The organism is Stenotrophomonas koreensis, assembly GCF_001431525.1.
Classification (GTDB): Bacteria; Pseudomonadota; Gammaproteobacteria; order Xanthomonadales; family Xanthomonadaceae; genus Stenotrophomonas; species Stenotrophomonas koreensis.
Window position 1 is genome coordinate 1 of sequence record NZ_LDJH01000015.1, and the last position, 25,071, is coordinate 25,071.

A 25,071-nucleotide genomic window follows, 5' to 3' on the forward strand; every position below is an offset into this window, starting at 1 on the left:
TTTTACTCAGGTAACAAGGGAGCAATCCCTCATTATCCGAACGAAAAGCCGGCGACGCTCCAACTGTCTCCCTGGTGAAATTAGCGCTGTGGAACCACCCGATCCCATCCCGAACTCGGAAGTGAAACGCAGCTGCGCCGATGGTAGTGCCGCCTAAGCGGTGCGAGAGTAGGTCATCGCCAGGGTCTTTACCCCGAAAACCCCGCTGACACGTCAGCGGGGTTTTCTTTTTATGTAAGCCCAGCAATCGCTCTGATTGCAGCGGCATCCAGATTCGCTGTCCTGTGCGCCTTGCGCCGGCAGACAACGCTTTCTGGCGATCACAGCGTTGTGGAACCACCCGATCCCATCCCGAACTCGGAAGTGAAACGCAGCCGCGCCGATGGTAGTGCCGCCTAAGCGGTGCGAGAGTAGGTCATCGCCAGTTCCTCAATCAAAACCCCCGGCCAAGGCCGGGGGTTTTGTCTTGGGGGCTTCAAAACCTGGTCATCCCTCCTACACGACGCGGTTTCGAGGGCCAGGCTTGCCCCCGGCGCACGGCTCGATGCCCATCCCTCCCGTGCGAGCGGGTTTCCGCAAAACCCAATCCCACAGGCCCTATGCTGCTGCCTGCCGGGCAGACGGATGCGTGCGCAAGGTAGTGCCGGGCCATCGTGCGGCTGGATTCAATGCAGTGTTGCGTCCGTGATACCGGTGCAGACAGCCAGCAACACATCGGGCATGCGACCATGGCACGCCTGTATTCCCACCTTCTGGAGACTGCCATGTCCCTGTGCCACGGCATTGCCGCCGCTGCGGCTGATGCGCCGCTTGCTCCCTGGTCGTTCGAGCGCCGCGAACCCGGCCCGAATGACATCCGCATCGATATCGCTTACTGCGGTGTCTGCCATTCCGACCTGCACACTGCCCGTGGTGAATGGGGCGGGACGATGTTCCCCTGCGTGCCGGGGCATGAAATCGTCGGCACGGTCACGGCGGTGGGCAGTGCCGTGACCGCCTTCAAGGTGGGTGATCTGGCCGGTGTCGGCTGCATGGTCGACAGCTGCCGGACCTGTGATTCGTGCAAGGAAGGCGAGGAGCAGTACTGCCAGAACGGCATGACCGGTACCTACAACGGTGGCCCGGACGGGGTGAACACGTACGGCGGCTATTCGGACCACATCGTGGTCGATGCCGGCTATGCGCTGCATATCCAGCAGGGCCAGGACCTGGCGGCCGTGGCGCCGTTGCTGTGTGCCGGCATCACCACCTACTCGCCACTGGCGCACTGGAAGGTCGGGCCCGGCCAGCGCGTTGGCGTGGTCGGCCTGGGCGGGTTGGGCCACATGGCGGTGAAGATCGCCAAGGCGATGGGCGCCGAGGTGGTGCTGTTCACCACTTCCGAGAGCAAGCGCGCCGATGCGCTGCGTCTGGGGGCCGATGTGGTGGTCAATTCGAAGGACAAGGCGCAGATGCAGGCCCAGGCCAACCGCCTGCACTTCATCCTCAACACGGTGGCGGCCTCGCACAACCTGGACCCGCTGATCGGCTGCCTGCGCCGTGACGGCACCATGTGCCTGGTCGGTGCACCGGAACATGCGCATCCCTCGCCGCAGGTGTTCGGGCTGATCCTGCACCGGCGCAGCATCGCCGGTTCGTTGATCGGCGGCATCCGTGAAACCCAGGAAATGCTGGATTTCTGCGCCAGGCACGGCATCACCGCCGATATCGAGATGATCCGCGCCGATGAGATCAACACCGCCTACGAGCGCATGCTCAAGGGCGATGTGAAGTACCGCTTCGTGATCGACATGGCCACGCTGCAGGACGTCGCGGCATGAACGCGGTGATCTGGCACAACCCGCGTTGCGGTACCTCGCGCAACACCCTGGCGCTGCTGCGCCATGCCGGGATCGAGCCGACCGTGGTCGAGTACCTCAAGCAGGTGCCGGACAAGGACGCGCTGGTGGCGATGATTTCCGCTGCCGGGATCAGCGTGCGCGAGGCGATCCGCAGCAAGGAGGCGGTGTATGCCGAACTCGGCCTGGCCGATCAGGCATTGGATGATGACGCATTGCTGGCAGCGATGCTGGCCAACCCGGTGCTGATCAACCGGCCGTTCGTGCGTACCGACCTGGGTACCCGCTTGTGCCGCCCCTCGGAGCTGGTGCTGGAGATCCTGCCGCCGCTGGCAACCCCGTTCACCAAGGAAGACGGCAGCGTGATTGGCGGTTGAGACGCTGGCCTGCCTGTGACGACAAAGGGCCGCCCAGTGGGCGGCCCTTTGCATTGTTGCCACCGCCAGCGGGCGGCAAGGCCTGGCAAAGCCTTGCCGATCGCCTCAGGCCGCGTTGCGCGCGTGCGTGTTGGCCAGGTACTGGACGATGCTGGCTGCCGCATCCCGGCCTTCGGCCACGGCGGTGACCACCAGGTCGGCACCGCGTACCGCATCGCCGCCGGCAAAGATCCGCTCGTGGCTGGTCTGGTAAGGCAGCCGGCCCGGATCGCCGGTGATGATGCGGCCATTGCTGCGCCCTTCCACCCCGGCAGCCTGCAGCCAGCCCGGCATGCTGGGCGAGAAACCGAAGGCGATGATCACTACGTCGGCCTCGATCAATGCCTCGCTGCCGGCCAGTGCCTCGGCACGGCGGCGGCCATCGGCATCGGCCGGGCCGAGTGCGGTTTCGACCATGGTCACGCCGATCACCTCGTCATCGGCGCCGGCCTCGACCGACAGCGGCTGGCGGTTGAACAGGAAACGCACGCCTTCCTCGCGCGCATTGGCGACCTCGCGCGCCGAGCCGGGCATCGAGGCCTCGTCGCGGCGGTAGGCGCAGGTGACCCTGGCCGCACCCAGGCGGATCGCGCTGCGCACGCAGTCCATGCCGGTATCGCCGCCGCCGAGCACCAGCACGCGCTTGCCGCTGACATCGGGCAGGGGCGTCTGGTCTTCCCAGCCGGCAATCGGGCGCCCGGCCGGGTCACTGCCGGTGACGATGCGGCTGTTGTGGACCAGGAACGGCAGGGCCGGTACCACCCCCTTGAGGTCCTGCCCGGGCAGGCCGCCATCGGTATAGCGGTAGGCGCCGGTGCCGGCGAAGACCGCATCGAAATCGGCCAGCAGGCTGTCGACGCTGACATCGCGGCCGACTTCCATGCCGAGGCGGAACAGCACGCCCATGCCTTCGAGCACCGCACGGCGGCGGGCGATCACGTCCTTGTCCAGCTTGAAGTTCGGGATGCCGTACTGGAGCAGGCCGCCGATCTGTTCGTAGCGGTCAAACACCACGGCCTGCACGCCGGCCCGGGCCAGGCGGTCGGCACAGGCCAGCCCGGCCGGGCCGGCGCCGATCACCGCCACCCGCTTGCCGGTCCCCGGTACATGGTCCAGATCCGGGGTCCAGCCGGTGGCCAGGGCGGTATCGACGATGTATTTCTCCACCGCGCCGATGGTCACCGCGCCGAATTCCTCCAGCGTGCAGCTGCCCTCGCACAGGCGGTCCTGCGGGCAGACCCGGCCGCAGACCTCGGGCAGCGGGTTGGTGCTGTGGCACAGGGTGGCCGCCTCGTGGATGCGGTCTTCCTGCACCAGCTGCAGCCATTGCGGGATGGCGTTGTGCACCGGGCATTTCCACGAGCAGTACGGGTTGCCGCAGTCCAGGCAGCGGCCGGCCTGGTACTGCGCCTCGGCCTTGTCGAAGCGCTGGTAGAGCTCGCCCCAATCGCCGGCGACACGTGCCTCGACGGGAATGCGTGGCGGCATCTGGCGCGGCAGGTCCAGGAACTGGAAGGGTTGCTTGCGGCTCATGTGGGCAGTCCCGGTACGGTGGGGGAGGGCGTGGCGCGGTCGCGGCGGGGGGTATTCATGCGGCCCGCCGCAGGGAGTCGGCCAGTGATTCGATGCTGGCCGCCTTCGGCTTGACCAGCCAGAACTTGCCGATGTAATCGCGGAACTCGTCCAGGATCTGCTGTGCCCAGATCGAGCCGGTCAGTTCGCGGTGGCGGCCGATCAGCCCGTGCAGGTGCTGGCGGTAGTTCTCGAAGCCCTCGGCGCTGATCCGGTGGATGTCGATCAGCTCGTGGTTGAAGCGGTCCACGAAATCGCGGTCGATATCCAGCACATAGGCCAGGCCACCGGTGAAACCGGCACCGAAGTTCAGGCCGACCTTGCCGAGCACGACCACGATGCCGTCGGTCATGTATTCGCAGCAGTGGTCGCCGGCACCCTCGATCACCGCCAGGGCGCCGGAGTTGCGCACCGCAAAGCGCTCGCCGGCCCGCCCGGCGGCAAACAGCTCGCCGCCGGTGGCGCCGTACAGGCAGGTGTTGCCGATGATCGCGGTGCTGCGGGCCTCGAAGCGGGCGCCGCGGGGCGGGCGCACGATGATGCGGCCGCCGCCCATGCCCTTGCCGACGTAGTCATTGGCCTCGCCTTCCACTTCCAGCTGCAGGCCATCGACATTGAACGCACCCAGGCTCTGGCCGGCACTGCCGCGCAGGCGCAGGGTGATCGGCGCATCGGCCATGCCGTGCATGCCGTGCACGCGGGCGATCTGCCCGGCCACCCGCGCGCCGATGGAGCGGTCGGTGTTGTGGATCAGGAAGCGGTGCTCGCCGCCGCGCTTGTGCGTGATCGCCTCGGCGAGCAGGCCGTCGATCTGGCTGGCCAGGCCATCGGCGGGCTGGTACAGCCGCTGCGCGGCGCAATGTGCACCGTCGAAATGGCTGGGGGCCAGCAGGCGCGACAGGTCCACCCGCACGCCCGGGCGGGGCTCGACTTCCAGCTGGGCCAGCAGCTCGGTGCGGCCGATGATCTCGTCCAGCGAACGCGCGCCGAGCACGCTGAGCCAGCCGCGCACTTCCTCGGCCAGCAGCCGGAAGAAGTTCTCCACCCGTTCGGGCAGGCCGGTGAAGTGCTCCGCACGCAGGCGTTCGTCCTGGGTGGCCACGCCGGTGGCGCAGTTGTTGAGGTGGCAGATGCGCAGGTACTTGCAGCCCAGCACGATCATCGGCGCGGTGCCGAAGCCGAAGCTGTCCGCGCCCAGGATCGCGGCCTTGACCACATCCAGCCCGGTCTTCAGCCCGCCGTCGGTCTGCAGGATGGTGCGGCTGCGCAGGTCGTTGGCCACCAGTGCCTGGTGCGATTCGGCCAGGCCCAGCTCCCACGGCACGCCGGCATAACGGATCGAGCTGACCGGCGAGGCGCCGGTGCCGCCGTCATGGCCGGAGACGGTGATCAGGTCGGCGCCGGCCTTGACCACGCCGGCAGCGATGGTACCAACGCCGGCATGGCTGACCAGCTTGACCGAGACCAGCGCCTGTGGATTGACCTGCTTCAGATCGAAGATCAGCTGGGCCAGGTCCTCGATCGAGTAGATGTCATGGTGCGGTGGCGGGGAGATCAGGCCGATGCCGGGCCGCGCATAACGCAGGCGGGCGATCAGCTCGTTGACCTTGTGCCCGGGCAGCTGCCCGCCCTCGCCGGGCTTGGCGCCCTGCGCGACCTTGATCTGCAGCACCTCGGCATTGACCAGGTACTCGGCGGTGACGCCGAAGCGGCCGGAGGCCACCTGCTTGATCTTGGAGCGCTTGTCGGTGCCGTAGCGCGCCGGGTCCTCGCCGCCCTCGCCGGAGTTGGAACGCCCGCCCAGCCGGTTCATCGCCAGGGCCAGGGCTTCGTGCGCCTCGGGCGAGAGTGCCCCCAGCGAGATCGCAGCGGTATCAAAGCGCTTGAACAGCGCCTCGGCTGGTTCGACCTGGTCCAGCGGCACCGGGGTGGCGGCCGGCTTCAGGGTCAGCAGGTCGCGCAGGGCCGAGACCGGGCGGCCATGCACCGCGGCGCAGTAGGCCTGCCAGTGCGCCGGATCACCGCTGCGCGCGGCCCGTTGCAGAGTCAGCACCACGTCCGGGTTGTACATGTGGTACTCGCCGCCGTGCACATACTTGAGCAGGCCGCCGACCTCGGGCTTGAGCTGTTCGTTGAAGGCGCGCGCACTCAAGGCACGCGCCTCGGTGTCCAGCCGCGCCAGGCCGACGCCACCGATGCGCGAGGGCGTGTCGGCAAAGCACAGCTCGACCACGTCCGCCTCCAGGCCGACGATCTCGAACAGCTGCGCACCGCGGTAGCTGGCCACCGTGGCGATGCCCATCTTGGACAGGATCTTGGACAGGCCCTTGTTGATGCCCTTGCGGTAGCGGCGGCCGATTTGCGACTGCTCGCCGCCCTTGCTCAGCTTCAGGATGCCGCGTCGGCCGAGGTCGAACAGGGTCTGGTAGGACAGGTACGGGTAGACCGCGGTGGCGCCGAAGCCGAGCAGGCAGGCCATGTGGTGGGCATCGCGGGCGGTGCCGGTCTCGATGATCAGGTTCACATCGCAGCGCAGGCCGGCCTGGCACAGGTGGTGGTGGATCGCGCCGGTGGCCAGCAATGCATGCACCATCGGCCGCCCCGGCACCGGGTAGCGGTCGGACAGCAGCAGCACCACGATGCCCGCGCGTGCGGCGGCCTCGGCTTCGGCGCACAGCCGCGCGATGCCGCCGGCCAGGCCTTCCTCGACGCTGTAGGACAGGTCGAGCAGGCGGTTGAGGTGGATGTACTGCTCCATCTTCAGCAGCTGGCGCAGCTTGCGCTGGGACAGCACCGGCGAGTTGAGGATGACGTGGTTCACTGTCTCCGCACCGGCATGGAAGATGTTGGTCTCCCGGCCCAGCTGGGTGGTCAGCGACATCACGCAGGCTTCGCGCAGCGGGTCGATCGGCGGGTTGGTGACCTGGGCGAAGGCCTGGCGGAAGTAGTCGTACAGCGGGCGGTCGAACTGGCTGAGCACCGCCATCGGGGTGTCATCGCCCATCGAGCCAGTGGCTTCCTGCTCGGTCTCGGCCAACGGCCGCAGCACCTGCTCGACCTCCTCGCTGCTGAGCTGGAACAGCTTGTGGTAGCTGGCCAGGGTGGCCTCGTCGAACGGCTCCTCGACCAGCGAGGGGTCGATCAGCTCGGTCTGCAGCCAGGTCGCGCCGTGCTGCAGCCACTGCTTGTAGGGCGCACGGGCGCGGTTGATACGGTCGATCGCCCCGCTGTCGAGCAGCTCGCCGCGCTTGAGGTCGATGGCCAGCATCTCGCCCGGGCCCAGCTTGCCCTTGCGGATCACCCGCTCGGTCGGCACTTCCCACACGCCGGCCTCGGAGGCGACCAGGAAATGGCGGTCGGAGGTCAGCAGCCAGCGCGCCGGGCGCAGGCCGTTGCGGTCCACCGTGCAGGCGGCATAACGGCCATCGCAGGCGACGATGCCGGCCGGGCCATCCCAGGGTTCGGAATTGAGCCCATGGAACTCGTAGAACGCGGCCAGGTCGGCATCCTTGTATTCCAGCGACTGGGTTGCCGGCGGCACCAGGATGCGCAGCGCCTGGATCAGCTCCATGCCACCGGCCACCAGCAGCTCGAGCATGTTGTCCATGCTCTGCGAGTCGGAGCCGTGCATCGAGATCACCGGGTCGAACTGGGCGATGTCAAAGCGCTCGCTCTTCCAGACCCTGCTGCGCGCCTGGGCCCAGCGCCGGTTGCCCTCGATGGTGTTGATCTCGCCGTTGTGGGCCAGCAGCCGGAACGGATGGGCCAGCGGCCAGCGCGGCAGGGTATTGGTGGAAAAGCGCTGGTGGAACAGGATTGCGCTGGCGGCCAGGTCGCTGCGCTGCAGGTCCGGGTAGAAGGTGGCCAGCTTGTCCGGCAGCACCATGCCCTTGTAGCTGATGCTGTTGGGCGCCAGCGAGGTGACGTAGAAATCGGCCTGCCCGGCAAGCGCCTGCTCGGCGCGGCGGCGGGCCAGGAACAGGGCCAGGGCAAAGTCCTCCTCGCCCTGGCCGACGCCGGCATTGACGAACAGCTGCTCGATCCGCGGCAGCGTATCGCGGGCCAGCGCGCCGCAGACCGACGGGTCCAGCGGCAGCACGCGCCAGCCGGCCGGTTCGACCCCGGCCCGCACCAGCTCCTGCTCCAGCACCTGGCGGCAGTGGGCGGCGGCGGCCGGATCCAGCGGCAGGAACAGGTTGCCGGCGGCAAAGCGCGGGCGCAGCACGATGCCGGCCTCGCCGGCGGCATTGGCCAGGAAGCCATCGGCTTTACGGATCAGCAGGCCACAACCATCGCCGGTCAGGCCATCGGCAGCGACGCCGCCGCGGTGGGTCATGCGTGAGAGTGCGCCGATGGCGGTGTCCACCAGCATCCGTGATGGCTGGTCATCCAGCTGCACGACCATGCCAAAACCACAGGCGTCGCGCTCATCGTCGAGGTGGTACAGCCCGGAACAGTTGCGGTGCGACATGGGTGCCTCGATCCGTCCAACAGGGGGGCCGGATGCCTGGCGTATCGACGGTCGGGCGAATCGCTGGGCCCCGGGAAATCGACTAGAGCACAGCATTTACTGCGCTGCAACATAGGTTGCAGGCGGAACTTCTGCCGGGCTTTCCTGCCGCTGTGCTGGTTTCGGCAGGGATTTTCCGGAGCCACTTTTTTGCTTGGGCAGTGGTTATGCCGATGCAAGCACCGGGCGGTAGCCTACGCGTTCCGGGCGGTGATACCTGGCCGCTCCTCCCGGCGCAGTGCCCGGAGCCGTCGCCGGGGGGGTACTGCGCAACCGGCGCCACAGCAGGCCGGTTGCGCCGGTTCTGGCCCGTGCCGGTCAGCCGCAGCTGATCGAATCGATCCGGCCGCTTTCATCGAGCATCACCGTCAGCCGGTCGATGCGGTAATCCATGGTCACCGCCATCCCCGGTTTGACCACCCGGACATGGCGGGCATTGGCTTTGCGGCGCGCCTGTTCCAGCAGTTCGGGGCTGGACTGCTGGCCCTTGTATTCACTCAGGTCGGCTTTTTCGCAGTTGTAGTCGCCTGCTTCGGCCGGTGCAGCCAGCGGCGGGGTGTTGCCATTGCCGGGCGGTGGCGTGGCACAGGCAGTCATCGCTGCACACAGCGGCAAGGCAGAAAAAAGAGCAAAGCGCATAGGGGTTCCTTGATCAAGTGGCGGGCAATCCCGTGGCTGTCAGTGTGCCCGAGCGGCCAGGGCGGGGTACGGGCAACGCGTTACACCACCGCAGACTAGCGGCCAGGACGTTGCCGGCCTGTTGACGGCAACACCACCGCCGCTGACCCAGGCAACGGGGCAATCACCGCACTGCCGGTGAATATCCTTCTGTTGTCCGCCACCGACAGTGCACGCCATCACAGTACGGACGCTGTTGCCGGCAGCGCCGGGGCACAGTGCGTTTACCTTGCCATCGGCGCTGGTGCAGGATGGATGCTCATGGACAAGGATCATGCCGATGCAGGAAGCTCCCCCTACAACCGTCCTGGTGCTGGGCGGATACGGGCATTTTGGTGCCCGCATCGTGCGTGCACTGGCCGCCTCACCGGGGATCGAGGTGATCGCCGCCGGCCGCCATCCGCACAAGGCAGCCGCCAACCTGCCGGGTGTGGACCTGGCGCAGGTGCGTTGCATCGCGGTGGACAGCCATGGCCCGGATCTGGCCGGGCAGCTGCGGGCCAGCGGCGCCGGTCTGCTGATCCATGCCGCCGGGCCTTTCCAGGGGCAGGACTACACGGTTGCCCGGGCCTGCATCGACGCCGGGCTGGACTACATCGACCTGGCCGATGGCCGGCAATTCGTGGTCGATTTCCCGGCACAGCTCGATGCGCCTGCACGCGCTGCCGGGCGCAGCGTGATCAGCGGTGCCAGCACCCTGCCGGCACTGTCCACCGCGGTGGTCGATGCACTGGCCACACAGTTCGATGTGCTGTCTGACGTCGATACGGTGATTGCCCCGGCCCAGGCCACTCCGCTGGGACTGGCCACGGTACGCGCGGTGCTGGGCTATTGCGGGCAGTCCTTCCCGGTGTGGTGGCAGGGACGCTGGCAGCCGGTGGTCGGCTGGGGCAATCCGCAGGCCGTGCAGTTTGCCCGCCTGGCCCCACGGCTGGCCGCCGCCTGTGAAGTACCCGACCACGATGTGCTGCTGCAGCGCTATCCCCAGCTGCAGGGCGTACGCTTCCGCGCCGCACTGGAGCTGCCGTTGCTGCAGCGCTGTCTGGCCGCCCTGGCCTGGCTGCGCAGCCACGGCCTGCCCATGCCGATGGCGGCCCTGGGCGGGGTGTTCGCGCGCTGCGGACGCTGGTTCGACCGCTTCGGCAGCGAGCTGGGCGGCATGCGCGTGAGCGTCCAGGGGCTGCGCGCGGGGTTGCCCCACAGCGTGCAGTGGGAACTGACCGCGCCGATGCTGCACGGGCCGGAAATTCCCACTTTCGCGGCGATCATCCTGGCCCGGCGCTGGGCGGCTGGGCAGCCGTTGCCGCCCGGAGCGCATGTCTGCGCCGGGCTGGTCGAGCTGGCGGAATTCGAAGCCGAATTCGCGCGCTGGGATATCCACAGTGAAATCACCCCCCATGCGGCGCATTAGGCCGCAGGTAAAGGTCCTGGTCCGTTGTCCAGGGCCGATCCTGCCGAGCCGGCGCTGCGCAGGCCGCTCCAGCTCCGGACGACCCGGATTTCAGATTTCCCGGACAGGAAAGGATCAGACGTTGTGGTCTGATGTGGTCATGACAGGCAGCAAGCAATCCGGGGACGGTATGGGCAGCCATGGCAAGGAGACACAGGATGCGAGGCTTGATTGGAGCCGTCACAGGCACGGCGGTGGTGTTGTTGATGCTGTCTTCCAGCGGCTGTGTCCTGCGCGCCATGACTGATCCTACCTATCTGGCGCGTATGGATGTCCGTCACCGGGCCCCCCCGTCACCGCCGTTGAAGCGCAATCCCAACCCCACTGCCTATGAGTTCACGTTGACCCTGCATGATCCGCCGGGACCGTTTGCCCATGCCAAGGGCTTCATGCAGTACGAAACCCGGCTGGCCGATCCCTGTGGCCCGGATCTAGGGGGGATGTCCGGTACCCGGAAGGGGCTGCACGAAAGCATTCCCTTCGAGGTGGAACAGCTGGCTCCGGGAGTGTTCCGCGGCGTGGTGTACACCGATCTGATCGAGAGTCATGACTACTTCGGCCTGGGTGTCTGCCATGTCCCGATGGTCGCGGCACGGATTGCGCTCTGGCCGACAGGTAATCCGGATGAAACCCGTTTTGTGGAGTCAATGCTGACCGAGGAAATCCTTGCTGAGTCAGTCATACATTCCGGCTTTCTGCGCAGTGACTACCCCAATGGCGGCTTTGAGGACACCGCGGCCATGCGCTACCGGGTAGGAACCCCATTGCGTGCGCGGGTAAAGGAAAGTGACCTGTTCAACGTCGAGGTACGGGCCAGAAAACTGGACTGAAATTCCATGGGAGTAATCAAGGATGAGTACTCTGGTCAATGCCTATCTTTCAGTTGATTCATACAGAGAGCATGAATCTCGACTTCCGGATGAAGAAATAGCTGTTGATGGACGATCATTTCAGGTAGTGGAAACCTTCAGTGATAGCTTCGGCTATCAAGGAGTCCTGTACCAGGAAACGGTGAGTGGCGAATTGGTTCTGGCCCACCGTGGAACAGAGTTTGGCCGCCAGCCGGTACGCGATGGCGTGATTGCAGACCTTGGCATGGTCGTTACCGGGTTCAACGCCCAGGTAGCCGCAGCGCGGCGTGCTACCGAGGCGGCACTGGCCTATGCGCAGGACAAGGCGCGGGATTGTGGGCCGCTGGAATTGACCGTTACCGGCCATTCGCTGGGCGGTTTTCTTGCCCAGTACACCGGGCACCGCTACGGTCTGCACACCGAGACTTTCGACGCTTATGGCGCAGCCGGACTGGTTGCCGACCTCCGGCCCGATGTGGGACATATCGTCAACCATGTGCGGGCGACCGATTTTGTCAGTGCAGCCAGCCAGCATGTTGGCGAGGTGCGCATCTATGCGGCGCAACAGGATGTGCAGGCGCTGCTGCGCGCCGGTTATGCCGATGATGAGCGCCGTTTTACCGACCTGCGCAATCCGTTGGCGGTCATTGCCGGTGTCGGAATTGCCGCCCATTACAGCCGCAATTTCCTGCCTGATAACGATCTGGGTATCGGCGGTTCGATCATCCGTGCCGACAACCAGCAGCGCTATCTGCATTACCAGCCGATGTTCGACAAGTACCGTCAGGATGTGGCCACGCTGCACGATGTACTGGCACTGCCACGCAATGTGGTTGATGTGGTGACCGATCATGTCCGGCATGCGGTTTCAGGGCGGCCGCTGGAGCGTGACTTTGCCGAGCTGCGGGTTACCGGGTGTCCGCGACCGCTGGAAGGGGAGCGGCTGCCTGGCGCTGCCTCGGTTGTGCCGGCGCCGGGCGAACGTTTGCATGGCGAGTTCAACAGCCCGCTGTACCAGGACATCCACGCTGGCGTAGTGCGGCTGGAACAGGCGCTGGGCCGTACCCCGGACCAGGCTTCCGAGCGGGTCATCGCCAGCCTGTATGCCAAGGCCCGGCAAGCCGGTATCGAACGTGCCGACCACGTGGTGATGGCTGGCTCTGCCGATGATCCCCGCTTTGTCCTTGTGCGGGGGGATCGCCAGGATCCGGCACATCAGCGGGTGCACGTGCGTGCTGCCGACGCGCTGGCCACGCCGGTGGAGACCTCCCTGGCGCAGGCCGCGAGCCAGCCGGGCCACGCCGTTCCGGGCTACAGCGCCGTGCTCGCGGAGGAGCCGGTGTCGGTACCGATGGCGCTGGCGCGTTGAGTCGGTGCGTTGTGCTGTGGTCCGCATGCGGCATGTCGGACGTCGGACGTCGGACGGTGCAGGCCAGGTCACCTGGGTTGCAGGGGGCGCGGCGCTGGGTCGCTGTCCTGGTGTGTATCGCTGACGAGCTGTTGCAGCAGCAGGGCCAGGGTGACCACGTCCTGGTGGTTGTGTGCGGCCACGCGGTGCAGCAGTTCACTGCTGCCGCCACGCAGGTAATCCAGCCAGGCGCCCGGAGCCTGGCTGCCGGGCAGGTCATCGTCGCGTTCGATGCCCAGCACGTTGCGTTCGATGGTGCCCAGTCGGCAGTTTTCCCATAGCCCCTTCCAGCGTCGGCGTGCCGGATGCAGCAGGTCGATGTGCGCCAACGCGCTCAACGGCTCGGCCCTGCGGGCCAGCCGGTAACGGGTCTTGAGCAGGGGCGCGTCATAGCTGCGGCCGTTGAAGCTGGACAGCACGGTGGACGGCGAGAGCCACGCGGCGAAGGCATCCAGCATCGCGCTTTCCGCGCCCAGCGTGGCAATCAGCAACTGGCGTACACGCAAGCCGGGGCCATGCCGGGCATCGTCATGGAAATCCGCCGCGCCGATCATGAAGGCGCGGGTGCCGGTGCCGCCGGCCAGCCCGGTGGTCTCGGTATCGAAGAACAGCAGGTCGGCAGGAGCCACACTGTCGTCCGGGCGACGGGCAAACCCCAGTGACAGCGGTGCTGCGGGGATTGCCATCGGCACATGGGCCTGCTGCAGCCACAGACCGGGTGCGATTTCCTCGCCGGGCAGGTCACGTCGGGCCACTGATCCGGTTGCGGCCGTTGGCGTTGGCAATGCCCGCTGGCGGGTGGCCAGCAGGCGCTGCAGCGCGCCGACGTCACGTGGGATGATCACCCCGACTGCTGTGGCCGCTGGGGATCGGGGGGGAGCCGCAGCACTGACCAGACCGGTTGCCGTTGGCGGCTCCGCGGTGGTGCGCGATGCCGCCGCGGTCTGGGCGGGCAGTGGCCCTGCCGCGCATGTACGCGCTGCCCTGCCGGTTGCGGGCAGGGGATCTGCCATGACCGGGCCTGTTGCGCCCGGGCTTTTCGGTACCGCTGTCGCAGCGTTGGCATGCCCGCCGCCGGTCACCACCGCGGGCGGGATGATGGTGGTGTTGGCGCTCAGCCCATGCGCATCGGCCGGCGCTGCCGGGTCGGGTCTGGCAGGTGCCGGTTGCACGCGGGCGCGCGGCGCGGACGGCCGCAGCGTGCTGGCCTGGCCCTGTACGCGTGCGGCCAGGGTGGTCGGGTCGGCATGGCGAATGGTCTGCTCGATCCAGTCCAGGGCCGAGCGGGTGGTGGTTTTGGCTGGCCTGGCAGCTGTCGCGGTCGGGCCTGCTCCCATAACGGCCGATGCCGGGGCGCTGGCCGCAGGGGTGTGGGGCGGGCGATCCGGCAGCGTGGCCGTGCGGATTGGCTGGCCCGGGATGCGCGGCGTCAGAGCGGTGCGAGGGGATTGCCCGGGGCGTGGCGCTGGACGCAGTGACGCCGGCTTGCCATGGGCACGTGCGGCCAGAGCCGCCGGATCAGCGTGGCGAATGGTCTGCTGGATCCAGTCCAATGCCGAGGATTGTGGTTTGTTCGCAACCAGGGCCGCTCCCACAGTGGCAGATGTCACTGCAGGGGGCGTGGGTGGGGATGCGTTCGTCTGTGATGCCGAGGCCGCGCCCGGGGGCGCTGCTGCAGGCACAGCGGGAATCGAGCCCGCTTGCGCAGCGTCTGGTGATGCCGCTGTTTGTGGGAGCGCGCTTGCGCGCGACGGCGGGCTCGCGACCAAGGTCGCTCCCACACTTCCAGCTGATCCAGCCGCTTCGGCGGGCGCTGGCGGGGTATCGGCCGCGCCGGCCTGGCGCCGCAGCGAACGCAGCTTGTCCAGCGTCAGGCTCATGGCAGCAGGTCGATGGCCTCGATGGCGTGTGCGGTCACGGTGGGTACCTGGTCACAGTGGGCCGCGTGCAGCAGCTGCAACACGCGGTGGGCCAGCGTACGCGGGGTCTGCTGGCCTGTGCTGTCCTCCTGCGCGGCCAGCACCGGGCCGACGCAGGCGGGGCAGCCGCAGCGGCAGTCGCAGCCATCGACCAGTTCCAGCGCACGCTGCACCAGTTCGGCCTGGCGCTGCCACAGCGGTTCGGACAGGCCGACGCCGCCGGGGAAGTTGTCGTACAGGTACACGGTGGGCACGAACTGCTGCAGCAGTTCGACGTCGGCCTGCTGGCCGCCCTCACCGCGCAGCTGGCCGCGGCCGCTGGCATCGGCCAGCGCGAACCAGGCGCCATCGCCGCTGCCCACCGCCTTCTGCAGGTCGCGGGCATCGGCCATCACTGCCACAGTGGCGACGATATGCAGCGCGTAGGCCGCACCGAGGAAGCCATCGAGTGCGTCCTGGCGGCTGGCAAAGGCGCGCAGCAGGGTGGCCTGGGGCAGCTGCCACCACATCGCGGTGGTGTGCAGCTCCTGGTCGGGCAGGTTCACTGGGCCGTAGCCGATGTTCTCGTGGGTGTAGTAGCGGATCTTCTTGTAGCCGGCCACCCGGCGCACCACATGCACCTCGCCGTGATGGCTGTCGCCGGCACCGGCCGCGCCACCGTCGAAGCGGTCCAGCACCTTGAGCTTGGTGTAGTCGATCGAGTCGGTGTAGTAGTCCACGAAGGTGCGGGTGACATAGGCCTTGCGCCCCTCCCAGTCCAGCTGTTCGACCTGGTAGGGGGTGGACTGCACCATGTGGATCGCGCCCTCGTACAGGGTCAGCGCGGCGGCCGAGTAATCGACCTCGGCGATGATCTGCTGCTTGCCGTCGCTGCGGTCCACCACCACGAAGTTGCCATCGGCCACCGCGCGCAGGCTGACGCTGTTGGCCGGGTAGCTGTCGGCAATCCATTCCCAGCGTCCGGCCTCCACATGCAGCACGCCGGCCTCGACCAGCGCCTCGAGGAACACCTGCGGGTCGATCGGGCCGAAGTGCTCGCCCTCGACAAACGGCAGTTCGAAGCTGGCGCAGCGGATGTGGTCGAACAGGATCAGCGGCTGGTCCGGGGCGATGCGTGCGTGCTCGGGGCTGGCGTTGGCGAAGAAATCCGGATGGCGCACCACGTACTGGTCCAGCGGCTGGCTGCTGGCGATCATCACACCCAGGCTGGGCTGCTGGCGGCGTCCGGCGCGGCCGAAGCGCTGCCAGGTCGCGGCCACGCTGCCCGGGTAGCCGTTGAGGATGACCACGTCCAGCGCGCCGATGTCCACGCCCAGCTCCAGCGCGGAAGTCGAGATGATGCCGTCGATGTCACCGGCACGCATCGCGCGCTCGACCTCGCGGCGTTCGGTGGGCAGGTAACCGCCCCGGTAGCCACGGATGCGCGGCGGCTTGCGCGGGTCATGGTCGAAGATGTCCTTCAGGTACTTGGTCAGCACCTCGACCATCAGCCGGCTCTGCGCGAACACCAGGGTCTTCAGCCCGCTCTTGATCGCGATGCGCGCGATGCGGTTGGCCTGCGAACGGGCCGAGGCACGCAGGCCCAGATCGGCATTGACCACCGGCGGGTTCCACAGCAGTACGTGCTTGTCGCCGGTGGGCGCGCCTGATTCGGTGATCGCGGTGACAGCCTCTTCCACCAATGCCTGGGCGTGCGCATGCGGGTTGCCGATGGTGGCCGAGCACAGGATGAACTGCGGTTGCACACCGTAGAAGGCACAGATGCGCTTGAGCCGGCGCAGCACGTTGGTGACATGGCTGCCGAACACGCCGCGGTAGGTGTGGATCTCGTCGATCACCACGTAGCGCAGGTTCTCGAAGAACTGCGCCCACTTGGTGTGGTGCGGCAGGATCGCCTGGTGCAGCATGTCCGGGTTGGACACCACGATGTCGCCATGCAGACGGATGGCCTGGCGCGCATCGCCGGGGGTGTCGCCATCGAAGGTGAAGGCCTTCAGGCCCAGATCACCGGCGCGGTTGAGCTCGAGCAGTTCGGCCACCTGGTCCTGGGCCAGCGCCTTGGTGGGAAAGAGATACAGCGCCTTGGCCTGCCCCTGCATCGCCGCGCTCACCACCGGCAGGGTGTAGCACAGCGATTTGCCCGAGGCGGTCGGGGTGACGATGGCCACGTGCTCGCCGCGCTGGCTCGCTTCCCAGGCCTGGGCCTGGTGCGCATACAGCTGGCTGATGCCGCGCGCCTTCAGCGCCGCCTTCAGCGACTCGGGCAGGTCGTCGGGAATCGGCGCATAGCGGCCTTCGCGCCCGGGAATGGTGAAGCTGCCGGTGACGCGGTCGGCGTAACGCCGGCTCAGGCGCTGGCCGAGCAGGGCGCCATCGCGGCTGGGACGGCCATCATCGGTGGTGGCCAGCGCCTGTTCTGCAGCAACGGTGCGGGGGGCGATCGGGAAGGACATGGGCAGGGCGCACGACGGTGGAGCGGGCAGCACACCATAGCCGGATCTCACTGGCCGCGACCTGTCCTGACATGGGAACGGAAACTTAATCCGCCATGTGAATACTGTGCGCCTCGCCGGACAGGGAAGCTGTGATGCGCAGGACCGTGGCAGGGATGCTGTTGGGGCTGATGGCTGCCAGTGCGTTGGCGCAGCAGCAGGAGGGCGGGCGTACCACCGCAGCGGTGCCGTCCATGCCGGCGGTGACCGATCCGGTTACTGCAGGCGCATCGGTTGCTGCGACAACACTGCCTACGGTGGACGCCGTGCGCCCGGATCTGGCACCGGTCGATCCGTTTGCCCCGCGTGCGGACGCGATGGCCAGACGTTTCCGTTACGACCCCTCACCGCAGGAGATTGCGCTCAAGCACCACGGCTATATCCATTACTACGGCAACCTGGCCCTGGCCGCCGGCCTGCGCGGGCTGAACCGGGTGACCGGTGGGCGTGAGCAAATCCAGGCGGCGGCCGCCCGTGATGTGCCGCTGGACGAGGAACAGCTCGCGCGCGCCGCGCGCTGGAGCGAGGCGGCAGCGGCAGAGCGATGAGCCCGCCCGGGCAAGCAGAGTACGCGAAGTCGCCCGGGGTTCAGCTCCGCAAAGCCAGATGCGGCACACTCGATCCCCCTTCCCTGTGACCGCGCCCGCCATGAAGTCCGTTGCCATGCCGTGCCTGTTGCTGGCCCTGTCCCTGCCGGTGGTGAGCCTGGCCGACGACAGTGCGCCGCCGACGGCGGCCACGCTGCCGGCTGACGAGCGGTCGCAGGCAGGCGCTGACAGCGGGGCGGCCACGCCCCCGCTGCGCACGCTGGAGGTGATCGAGGCGTTGCGCCCGGACCTGGACTGGACGCCGGACCCGTTTGCCCGTCGCCCCAACCACTTCGATGGCCGCTTCGGCCGTGGCCCCAGCCCGGAGGAGATTGCCCTCAAGCACGGCGGCTACCTGATGTACGGCATCAACCAGGCACTGCGCAAGGGCGGCAGCTGGCTGAACCGGGCCACCGGCGGCCCGGCGCAGATCCAGGCGGCGACCGCGCGGGATGTACCGCTGGATGATGAGCAGATCGCGCGCGCCGCGCGCTGGTCGGCGCAGCAGCAGGCTCAGGGCGACTGAGCCGTGTCGCCTTCGTGGTACTTGGGGTTGCGCCCGGGCAGCGCCCAGACCAGCGCGTCGGTGATGAAGGCCGGGTACACGCTGCCGTGGTCGGTGCCCTCGATCACCCGGTAATCCACCTGCAGCCCACGGTAGCCGCGCTGCTGCAGGATGCCGGCAAAGCGCTGCACGTCGCCGACCATGTCCTTGCCGTCCGGGCCGTAGCTGCGCGGCTCGTGGCCCGGTCGCTCCCAGCTGCCGATGTACAGCCGCACCCGTGCCGGCAGCGCGTCCTCCCCGCTGGCTGCGCGCCGTGCGGCCACCTGCTGCTCGAGGCGGAAGATTTCGCCCTGGTCAAACCACAGCGAGGGACTGCCGAGGATGTAGGTGTCAAACAGCTGCGGCCGGGTGAGCAGCACGTAGCTGCCGAACAGCCCACCATAGGAATGGCCGGCATAGACCTTGCGCTGCATGTCGGCGCGGTAGTGGCTGGCCACCAGCGGCAGCACCTGCTGCTCGACCGCATCGCGCCAGGCCGCAGCCTGGCCGTACTCCGGCGCCTCGTAGTCTTCCGGGTCAAAGCCGGCGCGCTGGCGTGGGTCGGTCGGGGTGTAGTCGCGCGAGCGGCTGTCACGCAGCGACAGCCCTTCCTGTGGTGGCAGGCCGACCAGGATGAACTCGTCAAACCGCGCATCGCCACGCCCCATCAACGCGCGCAGGCCGTGGATGATCGGGAATGACCACGGGGCATCGGTGACAAACAGCACCGGGTAGTGCCGTTCGGGCTGCTGGTCGTAGGAGGCCGGCAGGCTGACCCACAACGGATAGCGCCGGCCGCTGCCGGGCACCTGGAAGTGGTGGCTGGCGGTGCCCTCCAGCGCCAGCGGTGGCGGGGCAGGGCTGGCCGGCGCCGGGGCGGGGGAGGTGGCGCAGCCGCCGAGCAGGCTGGCCAGCAGCACGGCCAGCCCGATGCGGCGCGCCGGTGAGGGGATGAACAGGGTGGGCATCATCGTGGCGAGTATGCCGTGTACCAACCGCCGCTGGCGACGCCGGCCGGGTCGAGCCGCGGCCTCCGGCTCAGTCGTTGCCGGTCTGTGGCGTCTTGTGCAGCTTGTCCACCGGGTAACCCATGCGCCGGGCACGTTCGACCAGTGCCGCGTAGGTCTGCTCCTCCAGCTGTGGTGCGCGCGACAGGATCCACAGGTAATCGCGCCCGGGGGTGCCGACCATCGCCCACTGGTAGTCCTCATCCAGCGCGATCACCCAGTAGTCGCCCCAGACCATCGGCAGCCAGGACAGCCAGCGCGGGGCGAAGCGCACTTCCAGCTCTGCCGGGTTCTGTCCGGCCCGGCGGGCCACTGCGTCGGCCTGCTGGTGGCTGCCGTCGGCGGTGCGGCAGCGGTTGCGCACCGCCATCGTGCCATCGGCCTGCGGGGTGTACTGCGCGGTGGTGTCGCCCACGCAGGCGCGGGTGAAGAACATCGGCAGGCTGGCCTGCTCGTACCATTTGCCGGCATAGCGCTGCAGGTCCAGCGCCGGCACGCTGGTGTTGGGCAGCGGTGCACCGCCGGCGGCGGGGGCCAGGGCGGGCAGGGCCAGGCCGGCAGACAGGACAGACAGCAACGACAGGGTGCGGAACATGGCAGGTCACCAGCTGGGCAGGGACGTAGAGTGTTGCGTTGTCTACGCGATGGCGGTGTCGGCTGGATGCATGCACGCGCGCGCCTGCCCAGCGCCGGTTCAGGCGGTCAGGCTGGCCAGCATCGCGTACAGCGTGGCCAGCAGTACCAGCACGCCGTAGACACTGCCGGTGGTGGCAAAGCGCAGGCTGTGCAGCAGCAGTCCTCCACCATAGACCCGGCGCTGCATCCGCCACAGGTACACCGGCACCGCCAGCCACAAGGCGGCCGCGAGCACATTGGCCGCCGTTGCTGTCAGCGCGATGCCGCTGGCAGCGGCGGCAATGCTGGCCAGGCTGCCCAGCAGCAGCGCGGTGAGCAGCCAGGCGTGGCTGTACAGCGCCACCACCAGGTGCTTCAGGTAACCCATCGGCCGCCGCCAGTAGAGCAGACGCAGCACCAGTGCCAGCAGCGGCATCAGCACGAGCAGCGTGGCCGGCAGGGCCGCCATGAAGCACTTGATCAGCTGGCTGCCGCGCTTGTGGCCGGGTTGCAGGTTGGCCTGCAGCCGCTCCAGCCGGTGCTTGAGGGGGGCATTGAGCCAGGATGGCAGCAGGCGATAGGCCAGCGGGTTGTCCACTGGGTGCCAGGGCCGGCCGCCGTTGTTCAATGGCAATGGCAATGGCCTGGCCGCTGCCGCCGGCCCGGGTTGCCCCTGCAGCTGGGCGATCCGCTCGGCTGCGGCAGTCTCGATCGCCCTGCGGCTGGCTTCCAGCGGGGGCGCCAGCGGCGGGCCGGCATTGGCCGGCATCACGATGTCCGCGAGCAGCGCATCGCGCGGGCGCTGTACCTCGGCCACGTTGTCCAGCGTAGCGAACGCGCCATTGCCCGGGCGGATGTCCAGCAGTTCCTCCTGCCCGTGAGCGCCAGCCGGGCAGCGAAGAAGGCAAACAGCGACAGCACCACGAACAGCCGCAAGGGCGGCAGATACGCACGCGCTGGCCGCCCAGGTAATTGCTGGCGATGCGGCCGCGAATCCATGGCTCGTAAAGGGTGCGGAAGATCTGCCCGTCCAGGTGCCAGAACGACTCGTACACATCCTCGATGGCATGCGCCAGGGATTTGAGCGGGTTGTGCGCGGCCTGGCCGCAGTGTTGGCAGTACGCGCCGTGCAGCGGGGGCTGGCAGTTGGCTCAGGCAACACGAGCAGTGGTCTCGCTCACAGGGAGGTCGCTGCCGGGGCGATGCCCGGGGCAGCACCGTCAAGGCGTGCACGATGGCCAATTGCGTCCAGGCATGGCAGAGGCGGGAGGTCATGGCCACGGCGTGCGCGATACAGCGTTGCTGGTGTCCAATAGCAGCATGACTTCCCGCATGCCACGCCGCCGGGCGGACGCCTCCGTGCCCGCCGCCTCTCCCCTGCATCCGCGCAACCACCACCATGGCCGCTACGACCTGGCCGTGCTGTGCCAGGCCAACCCGGCCCTGCGCGCCCACCTGCTGCATACCCTGGGCGGGGCGCAGAGCATCGATTTCAGTGCCCCTGCCGCCGTACGCGAGCTCAACCGCGCGCTGCTGCGGCAGTACTACGGCATCGCCCACTGGGACATTCCCGATGGCTACCTGTGCCCGCCGGTGCCCGGGCGGGTGGATTACCTGCACGGCCTGGCCGACCTGCTGGCCGCCGACAACGGCGGCGTGCTGCCGCGCGGGCCGCAGTGGCGCGTGCTCGATATCGGCGTCGGTGCCAATGTGATCTATCCGTTGCTGGGCCATGCCGAGTACGGCTGGTCGTTCGTCGGCAGCGACATCGCCGCCGCTTCGCTGCAGCATGCGCGGGCCAATGTGCAGGGCAACCGGCTGGAGGCAGTCATCGACCTGCGGCTGCAGGCCAACCGCGGCCAGCTGTTCAAGGGCGTGATCGGTGCCGGCGAGCGCTTCGCGCTGAGCCTGTGCAATCCCCCTTTCCATGCTTCGGCCGAGGAGGCGGCGCGCGGCAGCGTGCGCAAGCTGCGCAACCTGGCGGCGGGCAGGCCAGTTCCGGGTTCCCGGCAGGCGCCGGCATTGAATTTTGGCGGCCAGGCCAACGAGCTGTGGTGCACCGGTGGCGAGGCGTCGTTCCTGCGCCGGATGGTCAACGAATCGGTGGACGTGGCCGACCAGGTGCTGTGGTTCTCCTCGCTGGTGGCCAAAAGCGAACACCTGCCCGGGCTGCACCGGCAGCTGGGCAAGGCCGGTGCCCGCGAGGTGCGCGAGGTGGCCATGGCCCAGGGCAGCAAGCGCAGCCGCTTCGTGGCCTGGAGCTTCCAGCCGGCCGCGCAGCGCCAGCGCTGGCTGCAGCCTGGCTGAGCGCGCGCGGCAGCTTCAGCTGGCTACCACGAACAGGCCGATGCAGCAGGCCACCCCGGCAAACCAGAACCCGCTGCGCACGCTGGCCAGGTCGGCCAGATACGCGCCGATGTACCCCAGCCGGCAGGCGAGGAAGGCCAGTGCCAGACGGTCGATCATGACCGCATCGGCGCCGGCCTGCCCGGCCAGCAGTACCCCGGCGATGAACAACGGCAGCGCTTCAAAGCCATTCTGCTGGGCGGCATGGGCCCGCGCCTGCCAGCCCTGCAGACCGGCCAGCCATTGACGCGGGTTGTGGTTGTCAAAACCGCCGTTGCGCCGTGGCTTGCCAAAGCTGCCGGATTTGGCGATCAGCGCGCAGATCCATGGCAACAGGCAGGCAATCAGGACGCAGCTGTAGGCAAGGCGCATGGGAGGGCTCCGGGTGATGGAAAGTGCCAAGGCTAGCCCAGGCCGGGCTGTCCGTGCTCGACCGGTTTCCCGGGTGACAGCTGACACTGTTGATGCGCCGTGCTTGCCGGCACAATCACGGGCAATTCCTCTGGAGACACACCGATGCGCCTGCTCGCTTCCCGCAGTGTTCTCGCCCTGGCCATGGGCCTGGCCCTGGCCGGCTGTTCCCCCGCACCGACACCGCCGGCAGCGGTCAGCGCCGAACAGGTGCAGGCCGAATCCAAGCGCCTGAATGCCTGGTTTGACGAGCAATACGCGCAGTGGATGCGGTTTTCGCCGTTGATGCTCAGCTTCCAGGGCAGCAAGGAGCTCAACGACCAGCTCGACGACGTTTCCGAGGCCGGCATGGATGCGCGCCTGGCCTGGCTGGAAAACTCGGTCAAGGCGATGGAAGCCGGCTTTGATTACCGCCTGCTGGATGCCGAAACCCAGACCTCCTGGGAGCTGTGGAAGCGTCAGTACGAGAACGAGCGCGACGGCAAGGCGTTCCGCCAGAACCAGTACGTGTTCGACCAGATGAACGGCATGCAGTCCACGCTGCCGATGCTGCTGATGAACTTCCACAGCGTCGACAGCGAGGCCGATTACCAGGCCTACATCGCCCGTCTGAATGCGATGCCACGCTTCTTCGGCCAGCTGCTGGACCACGCCCAGAAGGCCCAGGCCGCCGGCACCCTGCCGCCGCGCTTCGCTCTGGAAGCGGTGTCGGCACAGTCGCGAGCGCTGGTTGCCGGTGCCCCCTTCAGCAGCGGGGCCGACAGTGCCCTGTGGGCGGACCTGCAGCGCAAGGCCGATGCCCTGGTGGACAAGGAGAAGATCACCGCCGAACGTGCCAGCGAGCTGAAGGCCCAGGCCCGCAGCGCGTTGCTGGACAGCGTCCAGCCGGCTTACGGCCGGATCATTGCCTGGGCCGACGCTGCGCGTGAGCAGGCGCTGGTCAACCCGTCCGGCGTCGGCACCACCCAGGCCGGCAACAACGGCGCGGCGTATTACCGCCACCAGCTCAAGCAGAACACCACCACCGAGTTGACCGCCGAGCAGATCCACGAGATCGGCCTGGCCGATGTCGCGCGCCTGCGCGGGGAGATGGAGGCGATCCAGAAAACCATCGGCGTGGAAGGTGACCTGCAGGCGTTCTTCGCCCATGTGGCCAGCAACCCGGCGCTGCAGTACCCCAATACCGACGAAGGCCGCGCCGCCTACATGGCCGATACCAATGCGGCCATCGACAACATTCGCAAGCTGTTGCCGGACTATTTCGGCCTGCTGCCGAAGGCGCCGCTGGAAGTACGCCGGGTCGAGGCGTTCCGCGAGCAGCCCGGTGCCGCCCAGCACTACTACCCGGGCACCGCCGACGGCGCGCGTCCGGGCATCTACTACATGCACATGTCCGACATGAGCGCGATGCCCAGGACCGAGCTGGAGGTGATTGCCTACCACGAGGCGCTGCCGGGCCATCACATGCAGCTGTCCATTGCCCAGGAGCTGACCGGCCTGCCGAAGTTCCGCACCCAGCTGATGCTCAGTGCCTATTCCGAAGGCTGGGGGCTGTACAGCGAACGCCTGGCCAAGGAAATGCCGGGCACCTACCAGGACCCGTATTCCGACTACGGCCGGCTGGTGTCGGAGATGTGGCGCGCGATCCGCCTGGTGGTGGATACCGGCCTGCACGCCAAGGGCTGGACCGAGGAACAGGCGGTGGCCTATTTCGCCGAAAACAGCTCCATTCCCAAGGCGGCGATGGAATCGGAAGTGCGCCGTTACCTGATCATGCCCGGCCAGGCCACCTCCTACAAAATCGGCATGAACAAGATGCTGGAGCTGCGCGCCAAGGCTGAAAACGCGCTGGGCGACAAGTTCGACATCCGCGGTTTCCACGACACCATCCTCGGCGGTGGTGCGTTGCCGCTGGACCTGCTGGAAAAGCGCGTGGATGGCTGGATCGCCGCGCATAAGGCGGCATGAGCCGGCGCTGAGGACGTTTCCCGCCCGCCCGTCGACGGATCAGTGTCGGCGGGCGCGGCCGGACATCAGGTACCAGGTCCACAGCAGCACGTAACAGGGGATGCGGATGGTGCCGGCCACCGGCGCACTTGGCAGATCCGCCGCCGCATATCGATCAGTACCGCAGCAACACGGAAACACGGCAGCGCTGGTTGCGTGCCACTGGCTCCGCCGGCCTGCTGCCTCGGCTTCTCATCCTGCCGCAATCACCCGGCTGTCGCCGCCGCGCCGACAGCTGCTGTCCTGGCAACCGGATTTATTCCCCACGCCTGCTCCTGCTTCTGGCGCTGACCGGCAGAGCCTGTCGTTGTCTTTCCCTGTCTGTCGTTTCCGACGTTGTTGCAGGCAAATACCGGGTTTGTTGCCCGGCCGCACACAGCGATACATGGCGATACACAGCAGCCTGTTTTTTTGCAGGGT

18 protein-coding genes, 2 rRNA genes and 1 pseudogene are annotated in these 25,071 nt (G+C 67.8%); 11 read left to right on the forward strand and 10 right to left on the reverse strand.

All coding sequences use genetic code 11. From position 1 onward, the window contains the following. Positions 1-70: 70 nt before the first annotated feature. The 4 genes from rrf (ABB25_RS09590) (at position 71) to arsC (ending at position 2,215) form a co-directional block, all read left to right on the forward strand. A 5S ribosomal RNA gene (gene rrf / locus ABB25_RS09590) occupies positions 71-185 on the forward strand. A 127-nt stretch (positions 186-312) separates the two neighbouring features. Further along, positions 313-427, forward strand: a 5S ribosomal RNA gene (rrf, locus tag ABB25_RS09595). Positions 428-764: 337 nt separating this feature from the next. Continuing rightward, a complete protein-coding gene (locus ABB25_RS09600; RefSeq protein ID WP_057666307.1) occupies positions 765-1,820 on the forward strand; it encodes an NAD(P)-dependent alcohol dehydrogenase in 1,056 nt (351 codons plus the stop codon). After that, complete coding sequence (gene arsC / locus ABB25_RS09605; protein WP_057666245.1) at positions 1,817-2,215, forward strand: arsenate reductase (glutaredoxin); 399 nt, start codon at positions 1,817-1,819, stop codon at positions 2,213-2,215. The genes ABB25_RS09600 and arsC overlap by 4 nt, the downstream gene beginning before the upstream one ends. Before the next feature lie 105 nt (positions 2,216-2,320). On the opposite strand, the gene ABB25_RS09610 is transcribed toward arsC, so the two are convergent. The 3 genes from ABB25_RS09610 to ABB25_RS09620 all read right to left on the reverse strand — a co-directional run bounded on the left by ABB25_RS09610 (position 2,321) and on the right by ABB25_RS09620 (position 8,975). After that, the gene (locus ABB25_RS09610; protein ID WP_057666248.1) at positions 2,321-3,787 is read right to left on the reverse strand and encodes an FAD-dependent oxidoreductase; all 1,467 of its coding nucleotides are present in this window, start codon (positions 3,785-3,787) and stop codon (positions 2,321-2,323) included. Between the two features lie 55 nt (positions 3,788-3,842). Beyond that, positions 3,843-8,297 carry a glutamate synthase large subunit gene (gene gltB / locus ABB25_RS09615; protein ID WP_057666250.1) on the reverse strand — a complete coding sequence of 1,485 codons (4,455 nt, stop codon included), beginning with the start codon at positions 8,295-8,297 and terminating at the stop codon, positions 3,843-3,845. Positions 8,298-8,654: 357 nt separating this feature from the next. After that, positions 8,655-8,975: an I78 family peptidase inhibitor gene (locus ABB25_RS09620; RefSeq protein ID WP_083488228.1), complete on the reverse strand. Its 321-nt coding sequence runs from the start codon at positions 8,973-8,975 to the stop codon at positions 8,655-8,657. Positions 8,976-9,294: 319 nt separating this feature from the next. Here ABB25_RS09620 and ABB25_RS09625 point away from each other — a divergent pair, with 319 nt between their 5' ends. From ABB25_RS09625 to ABB25_RS09635, 3 genes are all read left to right on the forward strand, one after another. Then, positions 9,295-10,425: a saccharopine dehydrogenase family protein gene (locus tag ABB25_RS09625; RefSeq protein WP_152981152.1), complete on the forward strand. Its 1,131-nt coding sequence runs from the start codon at positions 9,295-9,297 to the stop codon at positions 10,423-10,425. Between the two features lie 197 nt (positions 10,426-10,622). Then, complete coding sequence (locus ABB25_RS09630) at positions 10,623-11,294, forward strand: hypothetical protein (protein WP_152981153.1); 672 nt, start codon at positions 10,623-10,625, stop codon at positions 11,292-11,294. A 181-nt stretch (positions 11,295-11,475) separates the two neighbouring features. After that, entirely contained in the window at positions 11,476-12,684 is a 1,209-nt protein-coding gene (locus ABB25_RS09635) for an XVIPCD domain-containing protein (RefSeq protein WP_152981155.1), read from the forward strand. 68 nt (positions 12,685-12,752) lie between these two features. Here the strand turns inward: ABB25_RS09635 and ABB25_RS15010 are convergent, their stop codons facing one another. Next, entirely contained in the window at positions 12,753-13,568 is an 816-nt protein-coding gene (locus ABB25_RS15010) for a ribonuclease H-like domain-containing protein (protein ID WP_425477326.1), read from the reverse strand. Positions 13,569-14,599: 1,031 nt separating this feature from the next. Further along, complete coding sequence (locus ABB25_RS09645; RefSeq protein ID WP_425477327.1) at positions 14,600-17,095, reverse strand: DEAD/DEAH box helicase; 2,496 nt, start codon at positions 17,093-17,095, stop codon at positions 14,600-14,602. Between the two features lie 134 nt (positions 17,096-17,229). Here ABB25_RS09645 and ABB25_RS09650 point away from each other — a divergent pair, with 134 nt between their 5' ends. Further along, complete coding sequence (locus ABB25_RS09650) at positions 17,230-17,682, forward strand: hypothetical protein (protein WP_152981157.1); 453 nt, start codon at positions 17,230-17,232, stop codon at positions 17,680-17,682. A 100-nt stretch (positions 17,683-17,782) separates the two neighbouring features. Further along, entirely contained in the window at positions 17,783-18,247 is a 465-nt protein-coding gene (locus tag ABB25_RS09655) for a hypothetical protein (protein ID WP_057666262.1), read from the forward strand. Here ABB25_RS09655 and ABB25_RS09660 read toward each other — a convergent pair. The 4 genes and pseudogenes from ABB25_RS09660 to ABB25_RS15015 all read right to left on the reverse strand — a co-directional run. Further along, on the reverse strand, positions 18,235-19,236 hold the full coding sequence (locus ABB25_RS09660; protein ID WP_057666264.1) for an alpha/beta hydrolase: 1,002 nt from the start codon (positions 19,234-19,236) through the stop codon (positions 18,235-18,237). The two genes, ABB25_RS09655 and ABB25_RS09660, sit on opposite strands and share 13 nt — an antisense overlap. A 67-nt stretch (positions 19,237-19,303) precedes the next feature. Next, on the reverse strand, positions 19,304-19,867 hold the full coding sequence (locus ABB25_RS09665; protein WP_057666266.1) for a lipocalin family protein: 564 nt from the start codon (positions 19,865-19,867) through the stop codon (positions 19,304-19,306). A gap of 99 nt (positions 19,868-19,966) precedes the next feature. Next, a complete protein-coding gene (locus tag ABB25_RS09670; RefSeq protein WP_057666268.1) occupies positions 19,967-20,704 on the reverse strand; it encodes a hypothetical protein in 738 nt (245 codons plus the stop codon). Positions 20,705-20,763: 59 nt separating this feature from the next. Next, positions 20,764-21,020 (reverse strand): annotated as a pseudogene (locus ABB25_RS15015) (DUF3667 domain-containing protein); the annotation flags it as partial. Positions 21,021-21,246: 226 nt separating this feature from the next. Here ABB25_RS15015 and rlmF point away from each other — a divergent pair. Further along, positions 21,247-22,194, forward strand: a complete 948-nt coding sequence (gene rlmF / locus ABB25_RS09675) for a 23S rRNA (adenine(1618)-N(6))-methyltransferase RlmF (protein WP_211259309.1) — start codon at positions 21,247-21,249, stop codon at positions 22,192-22,194. A 15-nt stretch (positions 22,195-22,209) separates the two neighbouring features. Here rlmF and ABB25_RS09680 read toward each other — a convergent pair whose 3' ends face one another. After that, complete coding sequence (locus ABB25_RS09680; RefSeq protein ID WP_057666271.1) at positions 22,210-22,605, reverse strand: MAPEG family protein; 396 nt, start codon at positions 22,603-22,605, stop codon at positions 22,210-22,212. Between the two features lie 144 nt (positions 22,606-22,749). On the opposite strand from ABB25_RS09680, the gene ABB25_RS09685 reads away from it, so the two are divergent. Then, entirely contained in the window at positions 22,750-24,612 is a 1,863-nt protein-coding gene (locus ABB25_RS09685; RefSeq protein WP_057666273.1) for a DUF885 domain-containing protein, read from the forward strand. The last annotated feature ends 459 nt before the right edge of the window (positions 24,613-25,071 follow it).

Bases quoted from the DNA above. Each gene is read 5' to 3' on its own strand.
- ABB25_RS09600 (WP_057666307.1), top strand. From the start codon at position 765: ATGTCCCTGTGCCACGGCATTGCCGCCGCTGCGGCTGATGCGCCGCTT.
- arsC (WP_057666245.1), top strand. From the start codon at position 1,817: ATGAACGCGGTGATCTGGCACAACCCGCGTTGCGGTACCTCGCGCAAC.
- ABB25_RS09610 (WP_057666248.1), bottom strand. From the start codon at position 3,787: ATGAGCCGCAAGCAACCCTTCCAGTTCCTGGACCTGCCGCGCCAGATG.
- gltB (WP_057666250.1), bottom strand. From the start codon at position 8,297: ATGTCGCACCGCAACTGTTCCGGGCTGTACCACCTCGACGATGAGCGC.
- ABB25_RS09620 (WP_083488228.1), bottom strand. From the start codon at position 8,975: ATGCGCTTTGCTCTTTTTTCTGCCTTGCCGCTGTGTGCAGCGATGACT.
- ABB25_RS09625 (WP_152981152.1), top strand. From the start codon at position 9,295: ATGCAGGAAGCTCCCCCTACAACCGTCCTGGTGCTGGGCGGATACGGG.
- ABB25_RS09630 (WP_152981153.1), top strand. From the start codon at position 10,623: ATGCGAGGCTTGATTGGAGCCGTCACAGGCACGGCGGTGGTGTTGTTG.
- ABB25_RS09645 (WP_425477327.1), bottom strand. From the start codon at position 17,095: ATGTCCTTCCCGATCGCCCCCCGCACCGTTGCTGCAGAACAGGCGCTG.
- ABB25_RS09650 (WP_152981157.1), top strand. From the start codon at position 17,230: ATGCGCAGGACCGTGGCAGGGATGCTGTTGGGGCTGATGGCTGCCAGT.
- ABB25_RS09655 (WP_057666262.1), top strand. From the start codon at position 17,783: ATGAAGTCCGTTGCCATGCCGTGCCTGTTGCTGGCCCTGTCCCTGCCG.
- ABB25_RS09660 (WP_057666264.1), bottom strand. From the start codon at position 19,236: ATGATGCCCACCCTGTTCATCCCCTCACCGGCGCGCCGCATCGGGCTG.
- ABB25_RS09665 (WP_057666266.1), bottom strand. From the start codon at position 19,867: ATGTTCCGCACCCTGTCGTTGCTGTCTGTCCTGTCTGCCGGCCTGGCC.
- ABB25_RS09680 (WP_057666271.1), bottom strand. From the start codon at position 22,605: ATGCGCCTTGCCTACAGCTGCGTCCTGATTGCCTGCCTGTTGCCATGG.
- ABB25_RS09685 (WP_057666273.1), top strand. From the start codon at position 22,750: ATGCGCCTGCTCGCTTCCCGCAGTGTTCTCGCCCTGGCCATGGGCCTG.